General features: G+C 71.7%; 18 protein-coding genes. 7 read left to right on the forward strand and 11 right to left on the reverse strand.

Annotation, left to right across the window (positions count from 1 at the left end):
* Positions 1–5 precede the first annotated feature (5 nt).
* The 3 genes from ACGFK0_RS05095 to ACGFK0_RS05105 all read right to left on the reverse strand — a co-directional run bounded on the left by ACGFK0_RS05095 (position 6) and on the right by ACGFK0_RS05105 (position 4,549).
* A complete protein-coding gene (locus ACGFK0_RS05095) occupies positions 6–1,400 on the reverse strand; it encodes a class II fumarate hydratase (protein WP_392900334.1) in 1,395 nt (464 codons plus the stop codon).
* A gap of 98 nt (positions 1,401–1,498) precedes the next feature.
* Entirely contained in the window at positions 1,499–2,758 is a 1,260-nt protein-coding gene (locus tag ACGFK0_RS05100; RefSeq protein ID WP_392900337.1) for a serine/threonine-protein kinase, read from the reverse strand.
* A 150-nt stretch (positions 2,759–2,908) separates the two neighbouring features.
* Complete coding sequence (locus ACGFK0_RS05105) at positions 2,909–4,549, reverse strand: fumarate hydratase (RefSeq protein ID WP_392900339.1); 1,641 nt, start codon at positions 4,547–4,549, stop codon at positions 2,909–2,911.
* 312 nt (positions 4,550–4,861) lie between these two features.
* Here ACGFK0_RS05105 and ACGFK0_RS05110 point away from each other — a divergent pair, with 312 nt between their 5' ends.
* Both ACGFK0_RS05110 and ACGFK0_RS05115 read left to right on the forward strand, forming a co-directional pair.
* Entirely contained in the window at positions 4,862–6,337 is a 1,476-nt protein-coding gene (locus tag ACGFK0_RS05110; protein ID WP_392900342.1) for a PLP-dependent aminotransferase family protein, read from the forward strand.
* A 29-nt stretch (positions 6,338–6,366) separates the two neighbouring features.
* Entirely contained in the window at positions 6,367–6,597 is a 231-nt protein-coding gene (locus ACGFK0_RS05115) for a hypothetical protein (protein ID WP_392900345.1), read from the forward strand.
* 112 nt (positions 6,598–6,709) lie between these two features.
* Here ACGFK0_RS05115 and ACGFK0_RS05120 read toward each other — a convergent pair whose 3' ends face one another.
* The 3 genes from ACGFK0_RS05120 to ACGFK0_RS05130 form a co-directional block, all read right to left on the reverse strand.
* Positions 6,710–7,939: an MFS transporter gene (locus tag ACGFK0_RS05120; protein WP_392900348.1), complete on the reverse strand. Its 1,230-nt coding sequence runs from the start codon at positions 7,937–7,939 to the stop codon at positions 6,710–6,712.
* A 98-nt stretch (positions 7,940–8,037) separates the two neighbouring features.
* On the reverse strand, positions 8,038–8,835 hold the full coding sequence (locus tag ACGFK0_RS05125; RefSeq protein ID WP_392900351.1) for an ABC transporter permease: 798 nt from the start codon (positions 8,833–8,835) through the stop codon (positions 8,038–8,040).
* A gap of 157 nt (positions 8,836–8,992) precedes the next feature.
* Positions 8,993–9,949 (reverse strand): ABC transporter ATP-binding protein, encoded by a 957-nt coding sequence (locus ACGFK0_RS05130; protein WP_392900354.1) that lies wholly within the window; start codon positions 9,947–9,949, stop codon positions 8,993–8,995.
* 84 nt (positions 9,950–10,033) lie between these two features.
* On the opposite strand from ACGFK0_RS05130, the gene ACGFK0_RS05135 reads away from it, so the two are divergent.
* Entirely contained in the window at positions 10,034–10,654 is a 621-nt protein-coding gene (locus tag ACGFK0_RS05135; RefSeq protein ID WP_392900357.1) for a DUF1707 domain-containing protein, read from the forward strand.
* Here the strand turns inward: ACGFK0_RS05135 and glpX are convergent.
* Positions 10,651–11,685, reverse strand: coding sequence for a class II fructose-bisphosphatase (glpX, locus tag ACGFK0_RS05140; RefSeq protein WP_392900360.1), 1,035 nt, complete (start codon positions 11,683–11,685; stop codon positions 10,651–10,653). The two genes, ACGFK0_RS05135 and glpX, sit on opposite strands and share 4 nt — an antisense overlap.
* Positions 11,686–11,876: 191 nt before the next feature.
* Between glpX and ACGFK0_RS05145 the strand changes: the two genes are divergently transcribed.
* Entirely contained in the window at positions 11,877–12,542 is a 666-nt protein-coding gene (locus tag ACGFK0_RS05145) for a TetR/AcrR family transcriptional regulator (RefSeq protein WP_392900362.1), read from the forward strand.
* 20 nt (positions 12,543–12,562) lie between these two features.
* Entirely contained in the window at positions 12,563–13,282 is a 720-nt protein-coding gene (locus ACGFK0_RS05150; protein ID WP_392900364.1) for a DUF4245 domain-containing protein, read from the forward strand.
* Between the two features lie 6 nt (positions 13,283–13,288).
* On the opposite strand, the gene ACGFK0_RS05155 is transcribed toward ACGFK0_RS05150, so the two are convergent.
* Both ACGFK0_RS05155 and xseA read right to left on the reverse strand, forming a co-directional pair.
* Positions 13,289–13,525, reverse strand: a complete 237-nt coding sequence (locus tag ACGFK0_RS05155; protein WP_392900366.1) for an exodeoxyribonuclease VII small subunit — start codon at positions 13,523–13,525, stop codon at positions 13,289–13,291.
* 50 nt (positions 13,526–13,575) lie between these two features.
* Positions 13,576–14,832 (reverse strand): exodeoxyribonuclease VII large subunit, encoded by a 1,257-nt coding sequence (gene xseA, locus ACGFK0_RS05160; protein ID WP_392900368.1) that lies wholly within the window; start codon positions 14,830–14,832, stop codon positions 13,576–13,578.
* Positions 14,833–14,882: 50 nt separating this feature from the next.
* Between xseA and ACGFK0_RS05165 the strand changes: the two genes are divergently transcribed.
* Entirely contained in the window at positions 14,883–15,302 is a 420-nt protein-coding gene (locus ACGFK0_RS05165; protein ID WP_392901433.1) for a MarR family winged helix-turn-helix transcriptional regulator, read from the forward strand.
* A gap of 73 nt (positions 15,303–15,375) precedes the next feature.
* Here ACGFK0_RS05165 and ACGFK0_RS05170 read toward each other — a convergent pair whose 3' ends face one another.
* Positions 15,376–16,455, reverse strand: a complete 1,080-nt coding sequence (locus ACGFK0_RS05170) for a hypothetical protein (RefSeq protein WP_392900370.1) — start codon at positions 16,453–16,455, stop codon at positions 15,376–15,378.
* 184 nt (positions 16,456–16,639) lie between these two features.
* Here ACGFK0_RS05170 and ACGFK0_RS05175 point away from each other — a divergent pair, with 184 nt between their 5' ends.
* Positions 16,640–17,605, forward strand: a complete 966-nt coding sequence (locus tag ACGFK0_RS05175; protein ID WP_392900373.1) for a 4-hydroxy-3-methylbut-2-enyl diphosphate reductase — start codon at positions 16,640–16,642, stop codon at positions 17,603–17,605.
* 23 nt (positions 17,606–17,628) lie between these two features.
* Here the strand turns inward: ACGFK0_RS05175 and ACGFK0_RS05180 are convergent, their stop codons facing one another.
* Entirely contained in the window at positions 17,629–18,126 is a 498-nt protein-coding gene (locus tag ACGFK0_RS05180; protein ID WP_392900375.1) for a DUF6542 domain-containing protein, read from the reverse strand.
* Positions 18,127–18,189: the final 63 nt, after the last annotated feature.

Genomic DNA, 18,189 nt, shown 5'->3' on the forward strand with positions numbered 1-18,189 from the left:
TCATGTCACGACGAGCCCGTCATCCCGAGCACGTCGAGGGCCTCGTCCAGTTGCTCGACGGTCAGTCTCCCGTCGTCCACGTAACCGCGCTCCAGCACGACCTCGCGGATCGTCCTGCGTTCCCTGAGCGCCTGCTTGGCGACCTTCGCCGCCTCCTCGTAGCCGATGTAGCGGTTCAGCGGCGTCACGATCGACGGCGACGACTCGGCGTACTCGCGCATCCGCTCCACGTCCGCCTCGATGCCGTCCACGCAGCGGTCGGCGAACAGCCGTGACACGTTCGCCAGCAGCGTGACCGACTCCAGGACGTTGCGGGCCAGCATCGGCAGCATCACGTTCAGCTCGAAGCTGCCGGACGCGCCGCCGAACGCGATCGCCGCGTCGTTGCCGATGACCTGCGCGGCGACCTGCGTGACCGCCTCGGGAAGCACGGGGTTCACCTTCCCCGGCATGATCGACGAACCGGGCTGCAGGTCCGGCAGCCGGATCTCGGCCAGCCCGGCGCGCGGCCCGGAGCCCATCCAGCGCAGATCATTCGCGATCTTGGTGAGGCTCACCGCCACGGTGCGCAGTGCGCCGCTCGCCTCGACCAGGCCGTCCCGCGCGCCCTGCGCCTCGAAATGGTCGCGGGCCTCCGTCAGCGGCAGCCCGGTGACCCGCGCGATCTCCGCGATGACGCGGCCGCCGAAGCCGTCTGGGGTGTTGATCCCGGTGCCGACCGCGGTTCCGCCGAGCGGCAGCTCCGCCAGCCGGGGCAGGACGGCCTCCAGCCGTTCCACGCCGTGCCCGATCTGCGCCGCGTACCCGCCGAACTCCTGGCCCAGCGTCACCGGCGTCGCGTCCATCAGGTGGGTGCGGCCCGACTTCACCACCGCCCGGAACTCGTCCGCCTTGCGTGCCAGCGCGTCCCGCAGATGGCGCAGCGCGGGGATCAGATCGTTCAGGACGGCCCCGGTCGCCGCGATGTGGATGGACGACGGGAACACGTCGTTGGACGACTGAGAGGCGTTCACGTGGTCGTTCGGGTGCACGGGACGGCCGAGCCGCTCCGCCGCCAGCGTCGCCACGACCTCGTTGGCGTTCATGTTGGACGACGTCCCGGACCCGGTCTGGAACACGTCGATGGGGAACTGGTCGTCCCACCGGCCGTCCGCGACCTCCCGCGCGGCGTCGGTGATCGCGCCCGCGAGGTCCTTGTCGAGCACGCCGAGTTCGGCGTTCACCGTCGCCGCCGCGGCCTTGATCTGGCCCAGCGCGGCGATGTGCGCGGCCTCCAGCGTCCGTCCCGAGATCGGGAAGTTCTCCACCGCGCGCTGCGTCTGCGCCCGCCATTTCGCCGCCGCCGGTACCCGGACCTCACCCATGGAGTCACGCTCGACCCGGAACTCCTGCTCACCCATGGCACGCCACCTCCGAACCGGAAACCATCACCGCCGTCTTCCATGGCAGCTTCTCAGGGGGTTACCCGATTCCCGCGCGGAGGCATCTGGGACCGGGGTCACTCCTTGTTCAGGGTGTAGTTCTTGCGTTCTCCGGGCTGGCCGACGGGTTTCTGCTCTCCGTTCACCCACACGTCGCAGGCGGACGCGTCGTAGATCACCGCGTTGATGCGCGGCTGGTCGTACTGCCGCGCCTCGTTCTTCTTCAGCGTCTCGTCGCTGAGCACGGTCATCGCGTCGCCCGGCACCGACACGAAGATCTTGCACGCGTCGGTGCGCGCCCGGACGACCAGCGTGTTGGTCGCGACGCCGGGCGGGGCCTGCGCGCCGCCGCCCGCGGGACTGGACGTCGTCGCCGTGGGGGAGGGGCCGGGCCCCTCCTTCATCATGCCGACGATGAGCGCGGTTGCGCCGATGCCGCAGGAGGCGACGGTCGCGCCGATGAGCCCGATCACGACCATCAGCCGGTAGCGCGGCGTCGCCGGCCGGCGTCCCGACCGGGGACCCGCCAGGGCGCGTTCGAGCCGGTCGACCGCGCGGGCGTGGCTGAGGCGGCGGGTCGGGTTCTTCTCCAGCAGCCCGATGATCACCGGTGCGAGCGCGCCGGCGTTCTGCGGGGAGGGGGTCGACTCGTTCGCCAGGGCGCTCAGCGTCGCCATGACGTTGTCGCGCTCGAACGGCGGGTGGCCCTCCAGCGCGGCGAACAGCGTCGCGCCGAGCGACCACAGGTCGGACCGCGGGGTGGCCTTCTCCCCGGCGGCGACCTCGGGCGCGACGTACGCGGGCGAGCCCATGAAGTGGCCCGTCTTCGTCAGGCTGGCCGAGCCCGAGGAGAACGCGAGGCCGAAGTCGGTGAGGACGACGCGGTCGCCGTCCAGCAGCACGTTGCTGGGCTTGAGGTCGCGGTGCACTATGCCGGCCTTGTGCGCGGTGTTGAGGGCGTCCAGGAGGGCACGGCCGATGTGCGCGACGCGTTCGGGCGGCAGCGGCCCCGAACGTTCGAGGAGGTGTTCGAGGCTGGGCGCCTCGATCATCTCCATCACGATCCAGGGACGACCCTGTTCGATGACCACGTCGTACACCTCGACGATCGAGTGCGTGCGCAGTTGGGCGGGCGCGCGCGCCTCTCGGAGGGTACGGCGGTAGAAGACCACCCGGTCGTCCTCGGAGAGGTCTTCGGGGAGGCGCAGCTCCTTGACCGCCACGGACCGATCGAGGAGCTCGTCATGCCCTCTCCAGACCGTGCCGTTGGCGCCCTGACCTATTTCCGAGACCAGCCGGTAGCGCGTCGCTAGAACGAGGCGCTCTGACTGTGACATGGCGGAAAAGATACCGGAGTGGCCAGGCGGTCATCGGGGAGACCTCGTTACCAACTTGGATTTTGGGCCGATAATGTGACCTACCGGCCAGAAACATAGGGAATGGGCGGCCGACGGCCCTCCCGCGGGGCTGTCAGCCGCTGCCGATCGTCAGCGCCTGCCGATGGTGAGGACGGGCCCGGTGGTGTCGGCGAAGAAGTCCTCGCCCTTGTCGTCCACCACGATGAACGCGGGGAAATCCTCCACCTCGATCCTCCAGACGGCCTCCATGCCGAGTTCCGGGTACTCCAGGACCTCCACCTTCTTGATGCAGTCCTGGGCGAGCCGGGCGGCGGGGCCGCCGATCGAGCCGAGGTAGAAGCCGCCGTGCTCCTTGCAGGCGTCGGTGACCTGCTTCGACCGGTTGCCCTTGGCCAGCATGACCAGCGAGCCGCCCGCGGCCTGGAACTGCTCGACGTAGGAGTCCATCCGCCCGGCCGTGGTCGGGCCGAAGGAACCGGACGCGTAGCCCTCCGGCGTCTTGGCCGGTCCCGCGTAGTAGACGGCGTGGTCGCGCATGTACTGCGGCATCGGCTCGCCCGCGTCCAGCCGCTCCTTGATCTTGGCGTGCGCGATGTCGCGGGCGACGACGAGCGGCCCGGTCAGCGACAGCCGCGTCTTCACGGGGTACTTGGTCAGTTCGGCCCGGATCTCGGCCATGGGACGGTTCAGGTCGATCGCGACCACCTGGTCGTCCAGATGATCGTCGGTGGTGTCGGGCATGTACTGCGCCGGGTCGGTCTCCAGCCGCTCCAGGAACACGCCCTCGGCGGTGATCTTGGCGAGGGCCTGCCGGTCGGCGCTGCACGACACCGCCATGGCCACCGGGCAGGACGCGCCGTGCCGCGGCAGCCGGATCACCCGCACGTCGTGGCAGAAGTACTTGCCGCCGAACTGCGCGCCGATGCCGAGCCTCTGCGTCAGCTCGAACACCTGGAGTTCCAGCTCCAGGTCGCGGAAGCCGTGGCCGAGCGGCGAGCCCTCGGTCGGCATCGTGTCCAGGTAGTGCGCGGAGGCGTACTTGGCCGTCTTCAGCGCGTGCTCGGCGGACGTGCCGCCGACCACGATCGCCAGGTGGTAGGGCGGGCACGCGGCCGTGCCGAGTGAGCGGATCTTCTCCTCCAGGAAGGACATCATCCGCGTCGGGTTCAGGACGGCCTTGGTCTCCTGGTAGAGGAACGACTTGTTCGCACTGCCGCCGCCCTTGGCCATGAACAGGAACTTGTACGCCTCGCCGGGCGTCGCGTACAGCTCGATCTGCGCGGGCAGGTTGCTGCCGGTGTTCTTCTCGTCCCACATGGTCACCGGCGCCATCTGCGAGTAGCGCAGGTTCAGCTTCGTGTACGCGTCGTACACGCCGCGGGAGATGTGCTCCTCGTCGCCGCCGTCCGTCAGGACGTGCTGGCCGCGCTTGCCCATCACGATCGCGGTGCCGGTGTCCTGGCACATGGGCAGGACGCCGCCGGACGCGATGCCCGCGTTCTTCAGCAGGTCCAGCGCGACGAAACGGTCGTTGGGGGACGCCTCCGGGTCGTCCAGGATCCGGCGGAGCTGCGCCAGGTGCGCGGGACGCAGCAGGTGCGCGATGTCGCGCATCGCGGTCTCGGTGAGCAGCCGGAGCGCCTCCGGCTCGACCTGCAGGAACGTCCGCCCGTTCGCTTCGAACGTGGAGACGCCGCCGGAGGTCAGCAGCCGGTAGTCGGTCTCGTCGGGTCCGAGCGGCAGCAGGTCGGTGTAGGAGAACTCAGGCATCTCAGGCAGATCCTCGCGCGATTCCGATGGGGGCCGGATCACAGGTTACGCACTCGCCGGCCGCGGGCGGACGGGGGGCGACGCGGGTGCGCAGGCCCACCGCGACCCCCGCCGCGACCAGCGCGGCCCCGGCCAGATCCGCCGGTCCGGGCCGGCCGTACCGAGCCCGCCGGGCGGGCGAGTGGCGATCAGGTTCATGACAAGGGACGCTATGACCCGCTTGGTACTGTAAACAGAGCCAATTCGACCTCGCGAACCCGGACCAATGAGATTCCCGTGACGCGCGGCCTCCCTCCCGGCGCTGAGTGTCATGTGACCGACCTTCATCTCCCCCTCGACCGGGCCACCGGACGGCTGGCGGCCCAGATCGCCGCCGGTTTCCGCTCGGCCGTGCGGTCCGGCCGGCTGACCGCGGGGACGCGGCTGCCGTCGAGCCGGGACCTGGCCCGCGACCTGGACGTCTCCCGCGGCGTCGTCGTCGCCGCCTACGAACAGCTGACCGCCGAGGGCTTCCTGATCGCGCGGCGCGGCGACGGCACCCGCATCGCGCCGCTGGCAAGGCCCGACGACGGCGCCCCCGTCGCGCCGCCGGCCGGGCTCGGCGACGGTGCCGCGCCACGGCCGCGCGGAGCCGCGCCCCCGTCGCCCGAGCCGACCCCGTCGCCCGAGCCGCCGCCGGAGGCCGCGCTCCCGTACGACCTGTGGCCGAGCCGGCCCGACCTGTCCGCCTTCCCCCGCGAACGCTGGATCGCCGCCGCCCGCGCCGCGCTGCGCACACTCCCGCACGACGTGCTCACCTACCCCGACCCCTGCGGCGTGCCGGCACTGCGCGCCGAACTGGCCGGATACCTCGCCCGCGTCCGCGCCGCCCACACCGGCCCCGGCCGCGTCGTGATCATGAACGGGGTGGCGCACGGGCTGTCGGCCCTACTGGGCCTGCTCCGCGCCGGCGGCCACACGACCCTCGCCGTCGAGGACCCGACCAGCGTCCGGCAGGTGCCCATGCTGGAGGCGTCCGGCCTCCGGATCGTCCGCGTCCCCGTCGACGGCGAGGGCGTGGACGTCGACGCGCTCGCCGGCACCGGGGCACGCGCCGTCCTCGTCACGCCCGCGCACCAGTACCCGACCGGCGTCGTCCTGTCCCCGGCCCGCCGCGCCGAACTGATCGCCTGGGTGCGAGGCGTCGACGGCCTGATCCTGGAGGACGACTACGACGCCGAGTTCCGCTACGACCGCGAGCCCGTCGGCTGCCTCCAGGGAGTCGACCCGGACCGCGTCGTCCTGCTCGGCTCGGTGAGCAAGTCCCTCGCCCCCGCACTGCGCCTCGGCTGGGCCGTCGCGCCACCGGCCATCGCCGCGCGCCTGTGTGAGCACCGCGAGAACACCGACCTCGGGGGACCCGTCCTGGAGCAGTACGCCTTCGCCGAGTTCCTGCGCGGCGGCGGATACGACCGGCACCTGCGCACGATGCGGCGGCGCTACCGGACCCGGCGGGACGCCCTCGCCGCCGCTTTGAACGAAAACCTGCCGGGCGCCACGGTTCACGGCGTCTCAGCGGGCATCCACCTCTATGTGGAACTACCCGCCGGACGCGGCGAGGACGAGATCGTGGCCCGCGCCGCACAAGCCGGAGTGTCCGTCGCGGGCGCCAGGCCCATGTGGTCCGCGGCCCGCGCGGGCCACGCCCCGCCGGCACTCGTCCTCGGCTACGCCAGGCTCACCGAAACCCGCCTGGTCGAGGCCGCGGAACTCCTTGGTCAAGCGGTTACTCACGGTGCTGAGGGGTAGGACAAGCATTCCCCGTGTAGGAGGTACGCATGAGTCTGGAAGAGGCCGCGCGGCAGCTGAAGATGGCCGGCCACGACGCGCAGGTGGCCTTCGACTGTGTCGGCCTTGGCGACCTCGAAAGGGCACAGGAGCACGCAGTGACCCTCCGGGCCGCGGCCGACGCCGCCGAAGTCGCCCTCAGCCGCGCCCTGAAGGACCTGACCCCGGAGCAGGCCATGACCGAAGGCGAGAAGGCCATCACGGCCATGGAGGACGCCTGATCCTCCAGGGGGCGCGCGTCTGCCCGTTCACCGGTGGCTGAGGTTCAGACTGTGCTGACGTGCAGACTGTGCTGACGTGCAGACTGTGCTGACGTGCAGACTGTGCTGACGTTCAGACTGTCGGGCGTTCCATGGCGGGGGCGTCCGGTCGGGCGCCTTTCACCGGAACCGGGGCGAAGCCCTTCGCGGTGACGAATACGACGAGGATCAGGGCCGTGGGGACGATGAACGCCAGGCGCAGGCCGTTGTCGGCGCTGAGGGGGGCGATGGCGCCGACGATGGCGGCGCCCAGGACGAACCCGACGTAGTTGAAGATGTTCACGCGGGCCACGGCGACGCCCAGCCCGGTCGGGTCGACCCGCCCGGCGGCGGTGAAGCAGACCGGGGCGATCACGCTGAGACCGAGCCCGGCGACCGCGAACGCGGCGATGGCGAACGCCGCGTTCGGCGCGGCGACCACGCCCACCATGCCGATGATGCCGACCGCGCCGCCGAGCCGCACGACCCGCACGGGACCCGAGCGGCGGACGGCGAGGTCGGCGACGCCGCGGCTGATCACCATGGCGACCTGGTACGCGACGTAGCCGAGCGGCGCGACCCAGTCGGCGCCGGACAGTTCGTCGTCGATGTAAATGGCGCCGTAGTTGGAGATGGCCGCGTCGGCGAGGTAGGCGACGGCCATCGCGGCGCCCACGATGAGGATCGGACGCCAGGGGACGCTGCGTCCCGCGGCCTTCAGTTCGGCGGCGGTCGGCCCGTCGCCCTCCTCGGCGCGGCGGTAGAGGCGGTGGCCGGTGGCGGCGGAGGCGGCGACCGCGACGGCGGCGGCGATCGTGAAGCACGCGAACAGCGGCAGGTCGATCTTGTTGGAGAGGGCCGCCCAGAGGCCGCCGAGGATGCCGGCGACGCTCCACACCGCGTAGAAGCCGGTGATCAGGCTGACCCCGTACCGGCGTTCGACCGCGACCGCCTGCGCGTTCATGGAGGCGTCCACCGCGCCGACGAACAGGCCGAACGCGGCGACGGCGACGTACAGGGCGACGTCGTTGTCGCCGGTGAGACCGATCAGCGCGATCGTGACGGCGACCGCGGGCTGCGACACCCGCAGCACCGGCCCGCTGCCGAACCGCTGGAACAGGGCACCGGACGCGACGCTGCCCACCCCGGCGACCAGCGGGACCATCAGCAGCACCAGCGAGAGCGTGGCGTCGCTGAGGTGGTGGGCCTTCTGCATCTGCGGGACCTGCGTCACGAGCGACGCGAAGCAGAGCCCCTGGACGGCGAACGCCGTGTAGGCGGCGAACCGGGCCTGCCGGTCCCGCGCGGTGATTCCCTTGCTCATGGCCCGGCTCCTCTGCGCCAACGAACGTGAGGAAGATTCGCGTCAGCGTAGAGACAGCGGACGTCCCTGGTCAATGGCGGGTCGTCGCGTCCCGCCCGTCAGTCGATGAGGCGTTTGCGCATGCCGCGGACGGCGATCACCCACATCAGGGCCGCGAAGAGCACCAGAGCGCCGAGGTGCCCGAGATCGGCCAGCGGGTCCAGGCCGAACACCGCGTCCCTGACCAGCTCGACGCAATGGTAGAGCGGGTTGAAGTAGGAGACCTTCTGCGCCCAGTCCGGCAGCGCGTCGACCGGGAAGAACGTCCCGGCGATCAGGAACAGCGGCGTCACCACGCCGGTGATCACGTAGTCGAACGAGTTGATTGACGGGACCACCGACGACGTCCACGTCCCGAACAGCCCGAAACCGAGCGCGGTGAAGAACGTCACGAACGGGACGAGCAGCATCCCGAACGAAGGGTCGAGGCCGAAGAACAGCGCCACCACGAGCGGCGTGCACGAGTACACCGCCGACTTGGCCGCGATCCACAGCGCCTCGGCCGTCACCAGCTCGTGGACGTCCACGGGCGTGGTGAGCATCGCGTCGTAGGTGTGCTGGAACACGCGCCTGATGTAGCCGTTGAACATGCCCGGGAACACCGATGTGAACAGCGCCGCCACACCGACGACGCCGGTCGCGACGAAGTCCAGGTACCGGTAGTCGCCGATCACCGCGATCATCGAGCCGAACCCGTAGCCGAAGGCGAGCAGGAAGAACGTCGGCTCCACCATCGAGGCGAACGACTGCGACTTCCAGTACCGCTTGTAGAGGGCCAGCTCGTGCCGCCAGATACCTGCCACCGGCGCGAACTCGAAGCGCCGGAGCCGCGGCGCCCGTTCCACCTGGACGCTCATTCCCGCTCCCTGCGGGGGGGCGACCCCCGCGCCCCCCGGTTCGCTCCGCTCATTCCCGCTCCCTGCGGGGGGGCGACCCCCCGCGCCCCCCGGTTCGCTCCGCTCATTCCCGCTCCCTGCGGGGGGGCGACCCCCCGCGCCCCCCGGTTCGCTCCGCTCATTCCACACGCTCCCCGGTCAAAACGACGAACACGTCTTCGAGGTTGGCGGCGCGGCGCACGCCGTCCGGGCCGAGCTCGTCCTCCAGGGACGGCGGGATGGTCTCGGCCTTCAGCACCGACACCGACGGGCCGGTGCGGCGCGTGGACAGCCCGGCGCCCTTGGCGATCCGCTCCACCTCCGTCAGCCGGTCGGGCGGCCCGTGGTGCTCGACGACCCGGTCGCCCGCGTACTCGGCCACCAGCGCCGACGGGGAGCCCCGGGCGATGACGCGGCCGTGGGACATCAGCGCGCACTCGTCGGCGAGCCGCTCGGCCTCCTCGATGTAGTGCGTGGACATCAGGACGGTCGTGCCCCTGGCGCGCAGCCCGTCGATCAGCCCCCACAGCTCGGCCCTGACCTGCGGATCGAGCCCGACGGTCGGCTCGTCCAGCAGCACCAGCGCGGGACTGTGCACCAGCCCGCGCGCGATCAGCAGCCGCCGCCGCATGCCGCCGGACAGGTCGTCGACCTTGGTGCGCTGCTTCCCGGTCAGGTGCGCCAACGCCAGCGCGTCGTCCACCGCCTGGCGCCGTGACCGGCGCGGCACCCGGTACAGGTGCGCGAACACCTCCAGGTTCTCCCGGGCCGTCAGCTCCTCGTCGAGGTTGTCCTGCTGCGGGACGACGCCCATCACGGCCCGCGCGCGCTTGGACTCCCGCGGAACCTGAAAGCCCAGCACGCGGATGGCGCCCTCGTCGGCGATCGCCTGCGCGGTCAGCATCTTCATCGTGGTCGACTTCCCGGCGCCGTTCGGGCCGAGAAGCCCCATGCAGGCCCCCGCGGCCACCTCGAGGTCGAGCCCGTCGACGGCGGTGAAGTCGCCGAAGCGCTTGACGACGCCGCGAAGGCTGATCGCCGGCGCCGCGCCGGGATCCTGCCGGGCAGGCTCGACCTGGGCACGTTGCAACGTCATAACCCTCACAGTACGAAGAAAGCCGGAGACGACCCCAACGGTTTTCCGGGCGGGGCCACGCCGCCCGGCGGTTAATCTCTAGGTGTGGACGTCCCCCATCGCCCGGCCGCCGAAAAGGTGACACGCGTGCGCGACCTGCGCGCGTCCGACGCCGACCGGGAACGCGTCGTCGCCGTCCTCGGCGAGGCCCTCGCGGACGGCAGGCTCACCATGGACGAGCACGGCGACCGCACCTCCCTCGCGTACGCCGCCCGCACCCTCGGCGAACTCACCGGCCTCACCGGCGACCTCAGCCCCGAGGAGGCGCAGCCCATCCTCGTGGACGACCGCCCGGTCTCGGTGTTCTTCGGCCGCACCCGCCGCGACGGACGCTGGGTCGTCCCGGTGAAACTCCCGCTGGTCGCCCTGTTCGGAACGGTCGAGCTGGACCTGCGAGAAGCCGTCCTGCAGCGCCGCCACATCGTGGTCGACTCCCTGATCCTCGGCGGCCGGATCCGCATCCTCGTCCCCGACGGGGTCCGCGTGGACGTCACCGGCCGCACCATCCTCACCACGCGGGACGTGCGCGCCCGCCCCGCGGCCGAGGGCCCGACCATCGAGGTCGCCGGCACCATGGTCTTCGGCTCCGTGCGCGCCCGCGCCCCCCGGCTCCCGCTGCGCACACGTTTCCGCAACCGCCTCACCCGCGGCGGGCGGAACGGTTAGACCGCCGTGTCGAAGTTGATCGCGCTGTAGGCGCGGAGCTTGTTCAGCTTGTGCTCGCTGGAGATCGACCGGATCGTCCCGCTGCGGGACCGCATGACCAGCGAATGCGTGACCGCCGTGCCCTTGTCGTAGCGGACCCCGTCGACCAGCTCGCCGTCGGTGATGCCGGTCGCGGCGAAGAACACGTCGTCCGAGGTCACCAGGTCGTCGGTGGTCAGCACCCGGCCCGGCTCGTGGCCGGCGGCCGCCGCCTTCTCCCGCTCCTCGTCGTCCTGCGGCCACAACCGGCCCTGGATCACCCCGCCCAGCGCCCTGATCGCGCAGGCCGCGATGATGCCCTCCGGGGTGCCGCCGATGCCGAGCAGCAGGTCCACGCCCGTGCCGGGACGGCACGCCATGATCGCGCCGGCGACGTCGCCGTCCATGATGAACTTGATCCGGGCCCCGGCCTCGCGGACCTCCTTGACGATGCCCTCGTGGCGCGGCCGGTCCAGGATGCAGACGGTCACGTCGTTGGGCGAGGAACCCTTGGCCCGCGCGATCGCGCGGATGTTGTCGGCGATCGAACGCTCGATGTCGACCACGTCGGCCGCCTCCGGGCCCGTCACGAGCTTCTCCATGTAGAACACGGCGGACGGGTCGAACATCGACCCCCGCGGCGCCACCGACAGCACCGCGATCGCGTTGTTCATGCCGAGCGCGGTCAGCCGCGTCCCGTCCACCGGGTCGACGGCGACGTCGCACTCGGCGCCGGAGCCGTCCCCGACCTGCTCGCCGTTGAACAGCATCGGCGCGTGGTCCTTCTCACCCTCGCCGATGACCACGACGCCCTTCATGGACACCGTGTTGATCAGCTGGCGCATGGCGTTGACGGCGGCGCCGTCGGCGCCGTTCTTGTCTCCCCGGCCGACCCAGCGGGCCGCGGCCATGGCGGCGGCCTCGGTCACCCTGACCAGCTCCATCGCCAGGTTGCGGTCCGGGGCCTCGGGCTCGGTCGTGAGCGGAGAGGAAACGGTGGTCTCATCGGACATGACGCGGTAGCCCCTTCGGTCGGTCGTGACTCGGATTCTCCGTGGACCGGACGCCCTGCCACAAATTGGACCAGACCAACCGGGCCGCGGGTCGTTCCGGCCGGTGAACATGTACCGCGTGAGGGCGAGATTTGACGGTCCCACGGGCAGGGGATCGTTTCCCCATGGGAGAGGGCGTAATCTCAGGCGTCATGAGCAGCCACATCGACGTCCCGTCCGGCGGGGTGACGCAGAACGGGGACGCGCGGCCCGCCGACGTCCCCGCGAGGACCTCCGACCGCGGGGCCGCCACGCGCGGCGCCCTCCTGGCCGCGGCGAGGGACGTCTTCTGTGAGTCGGGCTTCGCCCAGGCCGCGGTGACCGACATCGTCGCCAAGGCGGGCGCCAGCGTCGGCAGCCTGTACCACCACTTCAACGGCAAGGCCGACCTGTACCTGACGCTGTTCGAGGAGTTCCAGGCCGGGCAGCAGGAGCGGACCCGCGAGGCGATCAACGCCGTCCGGGACGCGGGCGAGACCGACCCGATGCGGCAGTTCATCGCCGGTGCGGGCGCCTACCTCAACGGCTGCCTGGAGGAGCGGGACGTCGCCCGGCTCTTCATCTCCGGCGACGGGCCGCCCGGCTTCGACCGCGTCATGCGGCAGCGGCTCAACAAGTGGGCGCGCCGCAACGCCGCCCTGTTCCACACCGCCGACGGCGGTGTGGACGAGGCCCTGGTCATGGTGCTGACCGGCGCGATGGCGGGCGCCGTGTCGGAGATCTCGCTGATGGACGACGAGGACGCCGCCCGCAAGCTCGCCGACGAGATCATGAGCATCGTCGGCACGATCAGGAACCCCCGTACCGAGCAGCGCTGAGCGTGCGGGATCCTGGAGGGGTGACCGACAAGACCCCATCCTCCGTCCCGGAAGCCGAGGACAGCCCGCACGAGCAGGACGTCCCGCGCGAGCAGGACGTCCCGCGCGAGGCGGACGTGCCTGCGGGGCGGCCCGTGGTGCAGGTGAGTCCCGCCGTGCACAAGCGGCTGACCACGGGGCTCGGCGGCTTCGCGCTGGCGATGGCCGCATGCCTGGTGCTCGTGCTGGCGATCTACGCCGTCACGCCCCGCAGCGACGAGGAGGTCCTGCCGACCGTCGACTACAGCTCGCAGCTGTGGGCGATGGCCAACGACGCGCCGTACACCGCGTACGCGCCCGAGGGGCTCCCCGCGACCTGGCGTCCCACCAGTTCCCGGCTGCACGGCCTCGGCGACGGCGGCGGCGAGCCGGTCGCCTGGCACCTCGGGTTCCTGACGCCCGGCGACCAGTACGCGGCGCTGGAGCAGAGCGACGAGAAGGCGTCCGATTTCGTCCCGCGCATGGCCAACAGCAGCAAGCCGACCGGCACGATGCAGGTGAACGGCCAGACGTGGACCAAGTACCACCGCAAGGACAAGCACGCCAACTCCCTTGCCCTCACGCTGCCGGACGGGCCGAGCCTGGTGGTGACCGGCACGGCGACCTACCAGGAACTCGCGATCCTGGCGGGCTCGCTCAAGCCGCAGACCGGCAAGGACACGCCTCTCGTCCCCTCGGGCGCGGCCACGCCGCGCTCCTGACGAGGCTCAGAACGGCGCTCCGGCCTCGTCCTCGCCGGGCCGGGCCATCGCCGCGGCCAGCCTCGCCCGCGCGCCCTCCAGCCACTCCTCGCAGATCGCGGCGAGCTTCTCGCCCCGCTCCCACAGGGCGAGGGACTCCTCCAACGTCAGCCCGCCGGTCTCCAGCCGCTTGACGACATCGGCCAGCTCGTCCCGTGCCTGCTCGTACGACGGCTTGTCCGCCGCCGCCTTCTCGTCCGCCATCGCCCCACCCTTTCATCCTTGGGGGACAACCCCCATATCCCCGGAAGCGTTCAGGACGCGTCGCGGTCGGCGACCGTGACGCCGAGACGGCCGTCCGCCAGCCGGACGTGGAGGCGCTCACCGTCCTTGACCGCCGCGGACTCCCGCACGACCGACGCGTCCTCCCGCTGGACGATCGCGTACCCGCGCTCCAGCGTCGCGGCGGGCGACAGGGCCAGCAGCCGGGCGCGGGTGTGCGACAACTCGTCCCCGGCCCGGTCCAGCGCGCCGGACAGGCAGCGCCGCGTCCGGTCGCGCAGCGCGAGGACCTGCTCCGACTGCCGCTCGACCTCCCGCACCGGGTCGGCCAGCGCCGGCCTCGACCGGATCGCCTTCAGCCATGCCAGTTCCCGTTCCACGCCGCCCGCCAGGCAGCGCCGCCCGCGGTCGCGCAGCTGCCGGACGAGCTGAAGCTGCTCACGCACGTCCGGGACGGTCTTCTTCGCCGCGTCGGTCGGGGTGGACGCCCGCACGTCCGCGACCAGGTCCAGGATCGGCGCGTCCTGCTCGTGCCCGATCGCGCTGACCACCGGTGTGCGGGCCGCGGCGACCGCGCGGACCAGCGCCTCGTCCGAGAACGGCAGCAGGTCCTCCATCGCGCCGCCGCCCCGCGCGATGACGATCACGTCGATCTCGGGGTCGGCGTCCAGCGCCCGCAGCGCCTCCATCACCTCGCCGACCGCGTACGAACCCTGCACCGCGGTGTTCTCCACCCGGAACGCCACCGCCGGCCACCGCCGCCGCGCGTTCTCCAGGACGTCGTGCTCGGCGTCGGAGTCACGCCCGGTGATGAGCCCGATCCTGCCGGGCAGGAACGGCAGCGGCCGCTTGCGTTCGGGGCGGAACAGGCCCTCGGCGGCCAGCACCCGCTTGAGCCGCTCCAGCCGGGCCAGCAGCTCGCCGACGCCGACCGGCCTGACCTCCAGGGCGCTCAGCGAGAACGTCCCCCGGTTGATCCAGAAGTCGGGCTTGGCGTGCACGACGACGCGGGCGCCGTCGGTCACCACCGGTCCGCCCCGGGCGTTGGGGGCCGTCCCCCCGCCGGGGACCAGCTCGGCCGCCTCGAACACCGCGCGCGGGCCGACGACCCGCACCGACATGTTCGCGACGGGATCGCGCAGCGTCAGATAGACCGTTCCGCCGCGGGCGTTGATGTCGGTGATCTGGCCTTCGACCCAGATGCGGCCGAGCTTGCCGATCCAGCCGCTCACGGCCTGCAGGACCGTCCGCACGGGAACGGGCGATTCGGCCGAGGTCTCCATTGCCATGCGGGCAGCCTACGGTGATGTCCGTGACTCCGAGGAGAGTGACCTTGACCGTGTCCGACCGTGAGCTCGCCGAGGGGCTCAACCAGCGGCTCCGCGACGTCGTGCTGATGCTGCGCCGGGTCAGCGCCGACCAGCCGATCACCAGCCAGCAGCTGTCCGTTCTGGGCTCCCTGGAGAACGGGCCGCGCCGGATGACGGAACTGGCCGCCGAGCACGGCGTCCGGCTCCCGACCATGACCGCCCAGATCAACCGGCTCGAGCGCGACGGGCTCGTCACGCGCGGCCGGGACGGCGCCGACGCCCGCGTCGTCACCGCCGGCCTCACCGAAACGGGACGCGACCGGCTGGCCGCCGGGCGCGAACGCAGGATCGGATTCCTCGCGGAACGGCTCGCGCACCTGACGGACGAGGAGCGTGCGGCGGTCGCCGAGGCGCTGCCCGCCCTGGGCAAGCTCTTCGGCACGCCGTGAACCCGTGGGCGGGAGCCGCCCACGCATGCGAAAGGCCCCCGGTCTGCCGGGGGCCCTTCTCAGGTCGTTGTGCTCAGCGGAGGCCGTTGAGCTTCGCGATACGGCGCTCGTACATGCGGATGACGTCCTCGCGGGCGGCGTGCTTGCGCTCGTACTCGCGCAGCAGCTTCACCTGGTCGATGGTCAGGCCTCGCAGGCGTGCCCGCAGCTGCGGCAGCGTGGCGCTGTCGTAGTCCGGGACGGGCAGGTCCTCCGCGATGTGCTCGGCCTCGGCGGGCGCGGCGGGCTTGGACTCGGGCTTCGGCTCGAACGCCGCGTCGTCCCCGGCCTTCGCCGCGTCCTTCGTCTTCGCGTCGTCCTTCGCCTTGGGCTCCGCCTTCGCCTTGGGCTCGGGCTTCGCCTTGGGCTCGGGCTTCGCCTTGGGCTCGGGCTTCGCCTTGGGCTCGGGCTTCGCCTTGGGCTCGGGCTTCGTCTTGGCCTTCGGCTCGGCCGCAGGCCGGCCGGCGGGCTTCTCGGCCGGCTTGGGCTTGGCGGGCTCGGCGGCCTTCGGGCTCGGCGCGGGCTGAGCCTGCGGTGCGGGCTCCGGCTTCGGCTCGGCCGGCGCGGGCTTCGGCGCGGGCTCGGCGAAGGGGCCGGCCTTGTCCGCCGGGTCGGTCTTGTCGGCAACGCCTGTCTTGTTGGAAACACCGTTCGCGTCCGCGGGGACGCCCGGCTCCGCCCGGTGCTTGCCCGGTGCGGCGGGCTTCGGCGGCTTCGGCGGAGGCCCCGGGCGGGTGTGCTTGGGCGTGTGGCGCGCCGCGGCTCCGGGCTTGCCGATCGTGATCTCCTCGCCGGCCTTCCGCGCGGTCGCCGTCCCCGGCCGGCTCCGGCGGACGGGCTCGGGCTCGGCCTCCTCGCCGCGGACGCGCTCCGTCACCCGGCCGAACAGGTTCTCGGCGGTGTTCTGCACGTCGTCGCGCAGCCGTCCGAGCACCGGCTTCACGCCGCCGCCCTCGGTGATCTCCTTGTAGTCCCGGGTCACCCGGTCACCGAGCAGCAGCGCCCGGCCGACCCCGAACATGGCCAGCCGGACGGCGTGCAGCGGAAGGTCGCGGACCTGTTCGCCCACCGTGTCCTGGACCTGCTGCTTGAGGCGGCGCGGCGATCTCGTCATCGTCTTTCCTCTTCCTTGCCGTCCTGATCACCGGATCGGGTCATGCGGCTTCGTCTCGTCGAACCTCACTCTGCCCCATGGTGCGAGTGCGGTCACCTCGGGTTAATGGATTTCTGTCCAAAAGCCGCGTGCGGTGGGTCACACGCGTGTACGGCCCCCCGGCGGTCACTCGTACGATAGAGGCATGACCGCCAACAGCCAGCGCCGTGTCCTGCTCGCAAAGCCGCGTGGTTACTGCGCGGGCGTCGACCGCGCCGTGGAGACGGTCGAGATCGCCCTGGAGAAGTACGGGGCCCCGATCTACGTCCGCAAGCAGATCGTCCACAACGTCCACGTCGTCAAGACGCTGGAGGAACGCGGCGCGATCTTCGTGGACGAGACCGAGGAGGTCCCCGCGGGCGCGATCGTCGTCTTCTCCGCGCACGGCGTCGCGCCGTCCGTGCACGAAGAGGCCAGGGGCCTGGACCTGCGCACCATCGACGCGACCTGCCCGCTGGTCACCAAGGTCCACAAGGAGGCCGTGCGGTTCGCCGCCGACGACTACGACATCCTGCTGATCGGCCACGAGGGCCACGAGGAGGTCATCGGCACCACCGGCGAGGCCCCCGACCACATCCACCTCGTGGACGGCCCCGGCGACGTCGCCAACGTCAACGTCCGCGACCCCGAGAAGGTGGCGTGGCTGTCGCAGACCACGCTGTCGGTGGACGAGACCATCGCCACCGTCGAGAAGCTCCGTGAGCGGTTCCCCAAGCTGATGGACCCGCCGTCCGACGACATCTGCTACGCCACGCAGAACCGGCAGACCGCGGTGAAGGACATGGCCGCGCAGTCCCAGCTCGTCATCGTGGTCGGCTCCACGAACTCGTCCAACTCCGTCCGCCTGGTCGAGGTGGCCAAGGAGCACGGAGCCGACGACGCCCACCTCGTCGACTACGCCGAGCAGATCGACCCCGCCTGGCTGGAGGGCGTCACCACTGTCGGCGTCACCAGCGGCGCCTCCGTCCCGGACGAGCTGGTCCAGGGCGTCCTGGCCTGGCTGTCGGAGCGGGGCTTCGGCGAGGCGGAGGAGATCGAGTCCGTCGAGGAGCACATGCGCTTCTCGCTCCCGAAGGAACTCCGCAAGGACCTCCGGATCACCCCGGTCTGAACGGCCGGTCCGCATCCGGCGGGTCAGTCCACGTCGCCGTGGTGGAGGCGGCGCTCCTGCGTCGTGGTGGGGGACTCGTCCCACCGGACGGGGTTCTCGTTCTCCTCCTTCTCGAAGAGACGGATCCCGGCGAGCTTGTCCCGCAGCTCTCTGACGTTCGTCATCAGCCCGCGGGCCAGGCAGATCCCCGCCACCAGCAGCGTGCCGAAGAACAGCCACGGCGCCGTCGACGCGAGCGTGGTGAGCAGGCCGACGGTGATGCCGCGCACCAGCGACCCGTTCCCGAGCGTGGTGGCGAACTCGACCGCGAACGCCGCCGCGAAGAAGACCAGCGGCGGGCTGACGACGAGCGTGAGCAGGTCGGCGGGACGGGTCGCGAACGCGGCGAGCGCGCAGCCGATCGCGAACCCGGCGCCGGCGAGCAGCGGCACGCCGAACCAGCGCGACAGCAGCCCGCACACCACCCCGGTGCCGAACATGACGACGATGCCGCCGCGTCCGGTCAGGGTGATCGGGCTCACCGGCGAGGCGGCCGAGTGCGGTCGCGGGGAGTGCTCTCGCGGGGAGAACGCGCCGCGCCGATC

This window comes from Spirillospora sp. NPDC048823, from assembly GCF_043198445.1.
GTDB lineage: Bacteria > Actinomycetota > Actinomycetes > Streptosporangiales > Streptosporangiaceae > Spirillospora.

Bases quoted from the DNA above. Each gene is read 5' to 3' on its own strand.
- ACGFK0_RS05095 (WP_392900334.1), bottom strand. From the start codon at position 1,400: ATGGGTGAGCAGGAGTTCCGGGTCGAGCGTGACTCCATGGGTGAGGTC.
- ACGFK0_RS05100 (WP_392900337.1), bottom strand. From the start codon at position 2,758: ATGTCACAGTCAGAGCGCCTCGTTCTAGCGACGCGCTACCGGCTGGTC.
- ACGFK0_RS05105 (WP_392900339.1), bottom strand. From the start codon at position 4,549: ATGCCTGAGTTCTCCTACACCGACCTGCTGCCGCTCGGACCCGACGAG.
- ACGFK0_RS05115 (WP_392900345.1), top strand. From the start codon at position 6,367: ATGAGTCTGGAAGAGGCCGCGCGGCAGCTGAAGATGGCCGGCCACGAC.
- ACGFK0_RS05120 (WP_392900348.1), bottom strand. From the start codon at position 7,939: ATGAGCAAGGGAATCACCGCGCGGGACCGGCAGGCCCGGTTCGCCGCC.
- ACGFK0_RS05125 (WP_392900351.1), bottom strand. From the start codon at position 8,835: ATGAGCGTCCAGGTGGAACGGGCGCCGCGGCTCCGGCGCTTCGAGTTC.
- ACGFK0_RS05130 (WP_392900354.1), bottom strand. From the start codon at position 9,949: ATGACGTTGCAACGTGCCCAGGTCGAGCCTGCCCGGCAGGATCCCGGC.
- glpX (WP_392900360.1), bottom strand. From the start codon at position 11,685: ATGTCCGATGAGACCACCGTTTCCTCTCCGCTCACGACCGAGCCCGAG.
- ACGFK0_RS05145 (WP_392900362.1), top strand. From the start codon at position 11,877: ATGAGCAGCCACATCGACGTCCCGTCCGGCGGGGTGACGCAGAACGGG.
- ACGFK0_RS05155 (WP_392900366.1), bottom strand. From the start codon at position 13,525: ATGGCGGACGAGAAGGCGGCGGCGGACAAGCCGTCGTACGAGCAGGCA.
- xseA (WP_392900368.1), bottom strand. From the start codon at position 14,832: ATGGCAATGGAGACCTCGGCCGAATCGCCCGTTCCCGTGCGGACGGTC.
- ACGFK0_RS05170 (WP_392900370.1), bottom strand. From the start codon at position 16,455: ATGACGAGATCGCCGCGCCGCCTCAAGCAGCAGGTCCAGGACACGGTG.
- ACGFK0_RS05175 (WP_392900373.1), top strand. From the start codon at position 16,640: ATGACCGCCAACAGCCAGCGCCGTGTCCTGCTCGCAAAGCCGCGTGGT.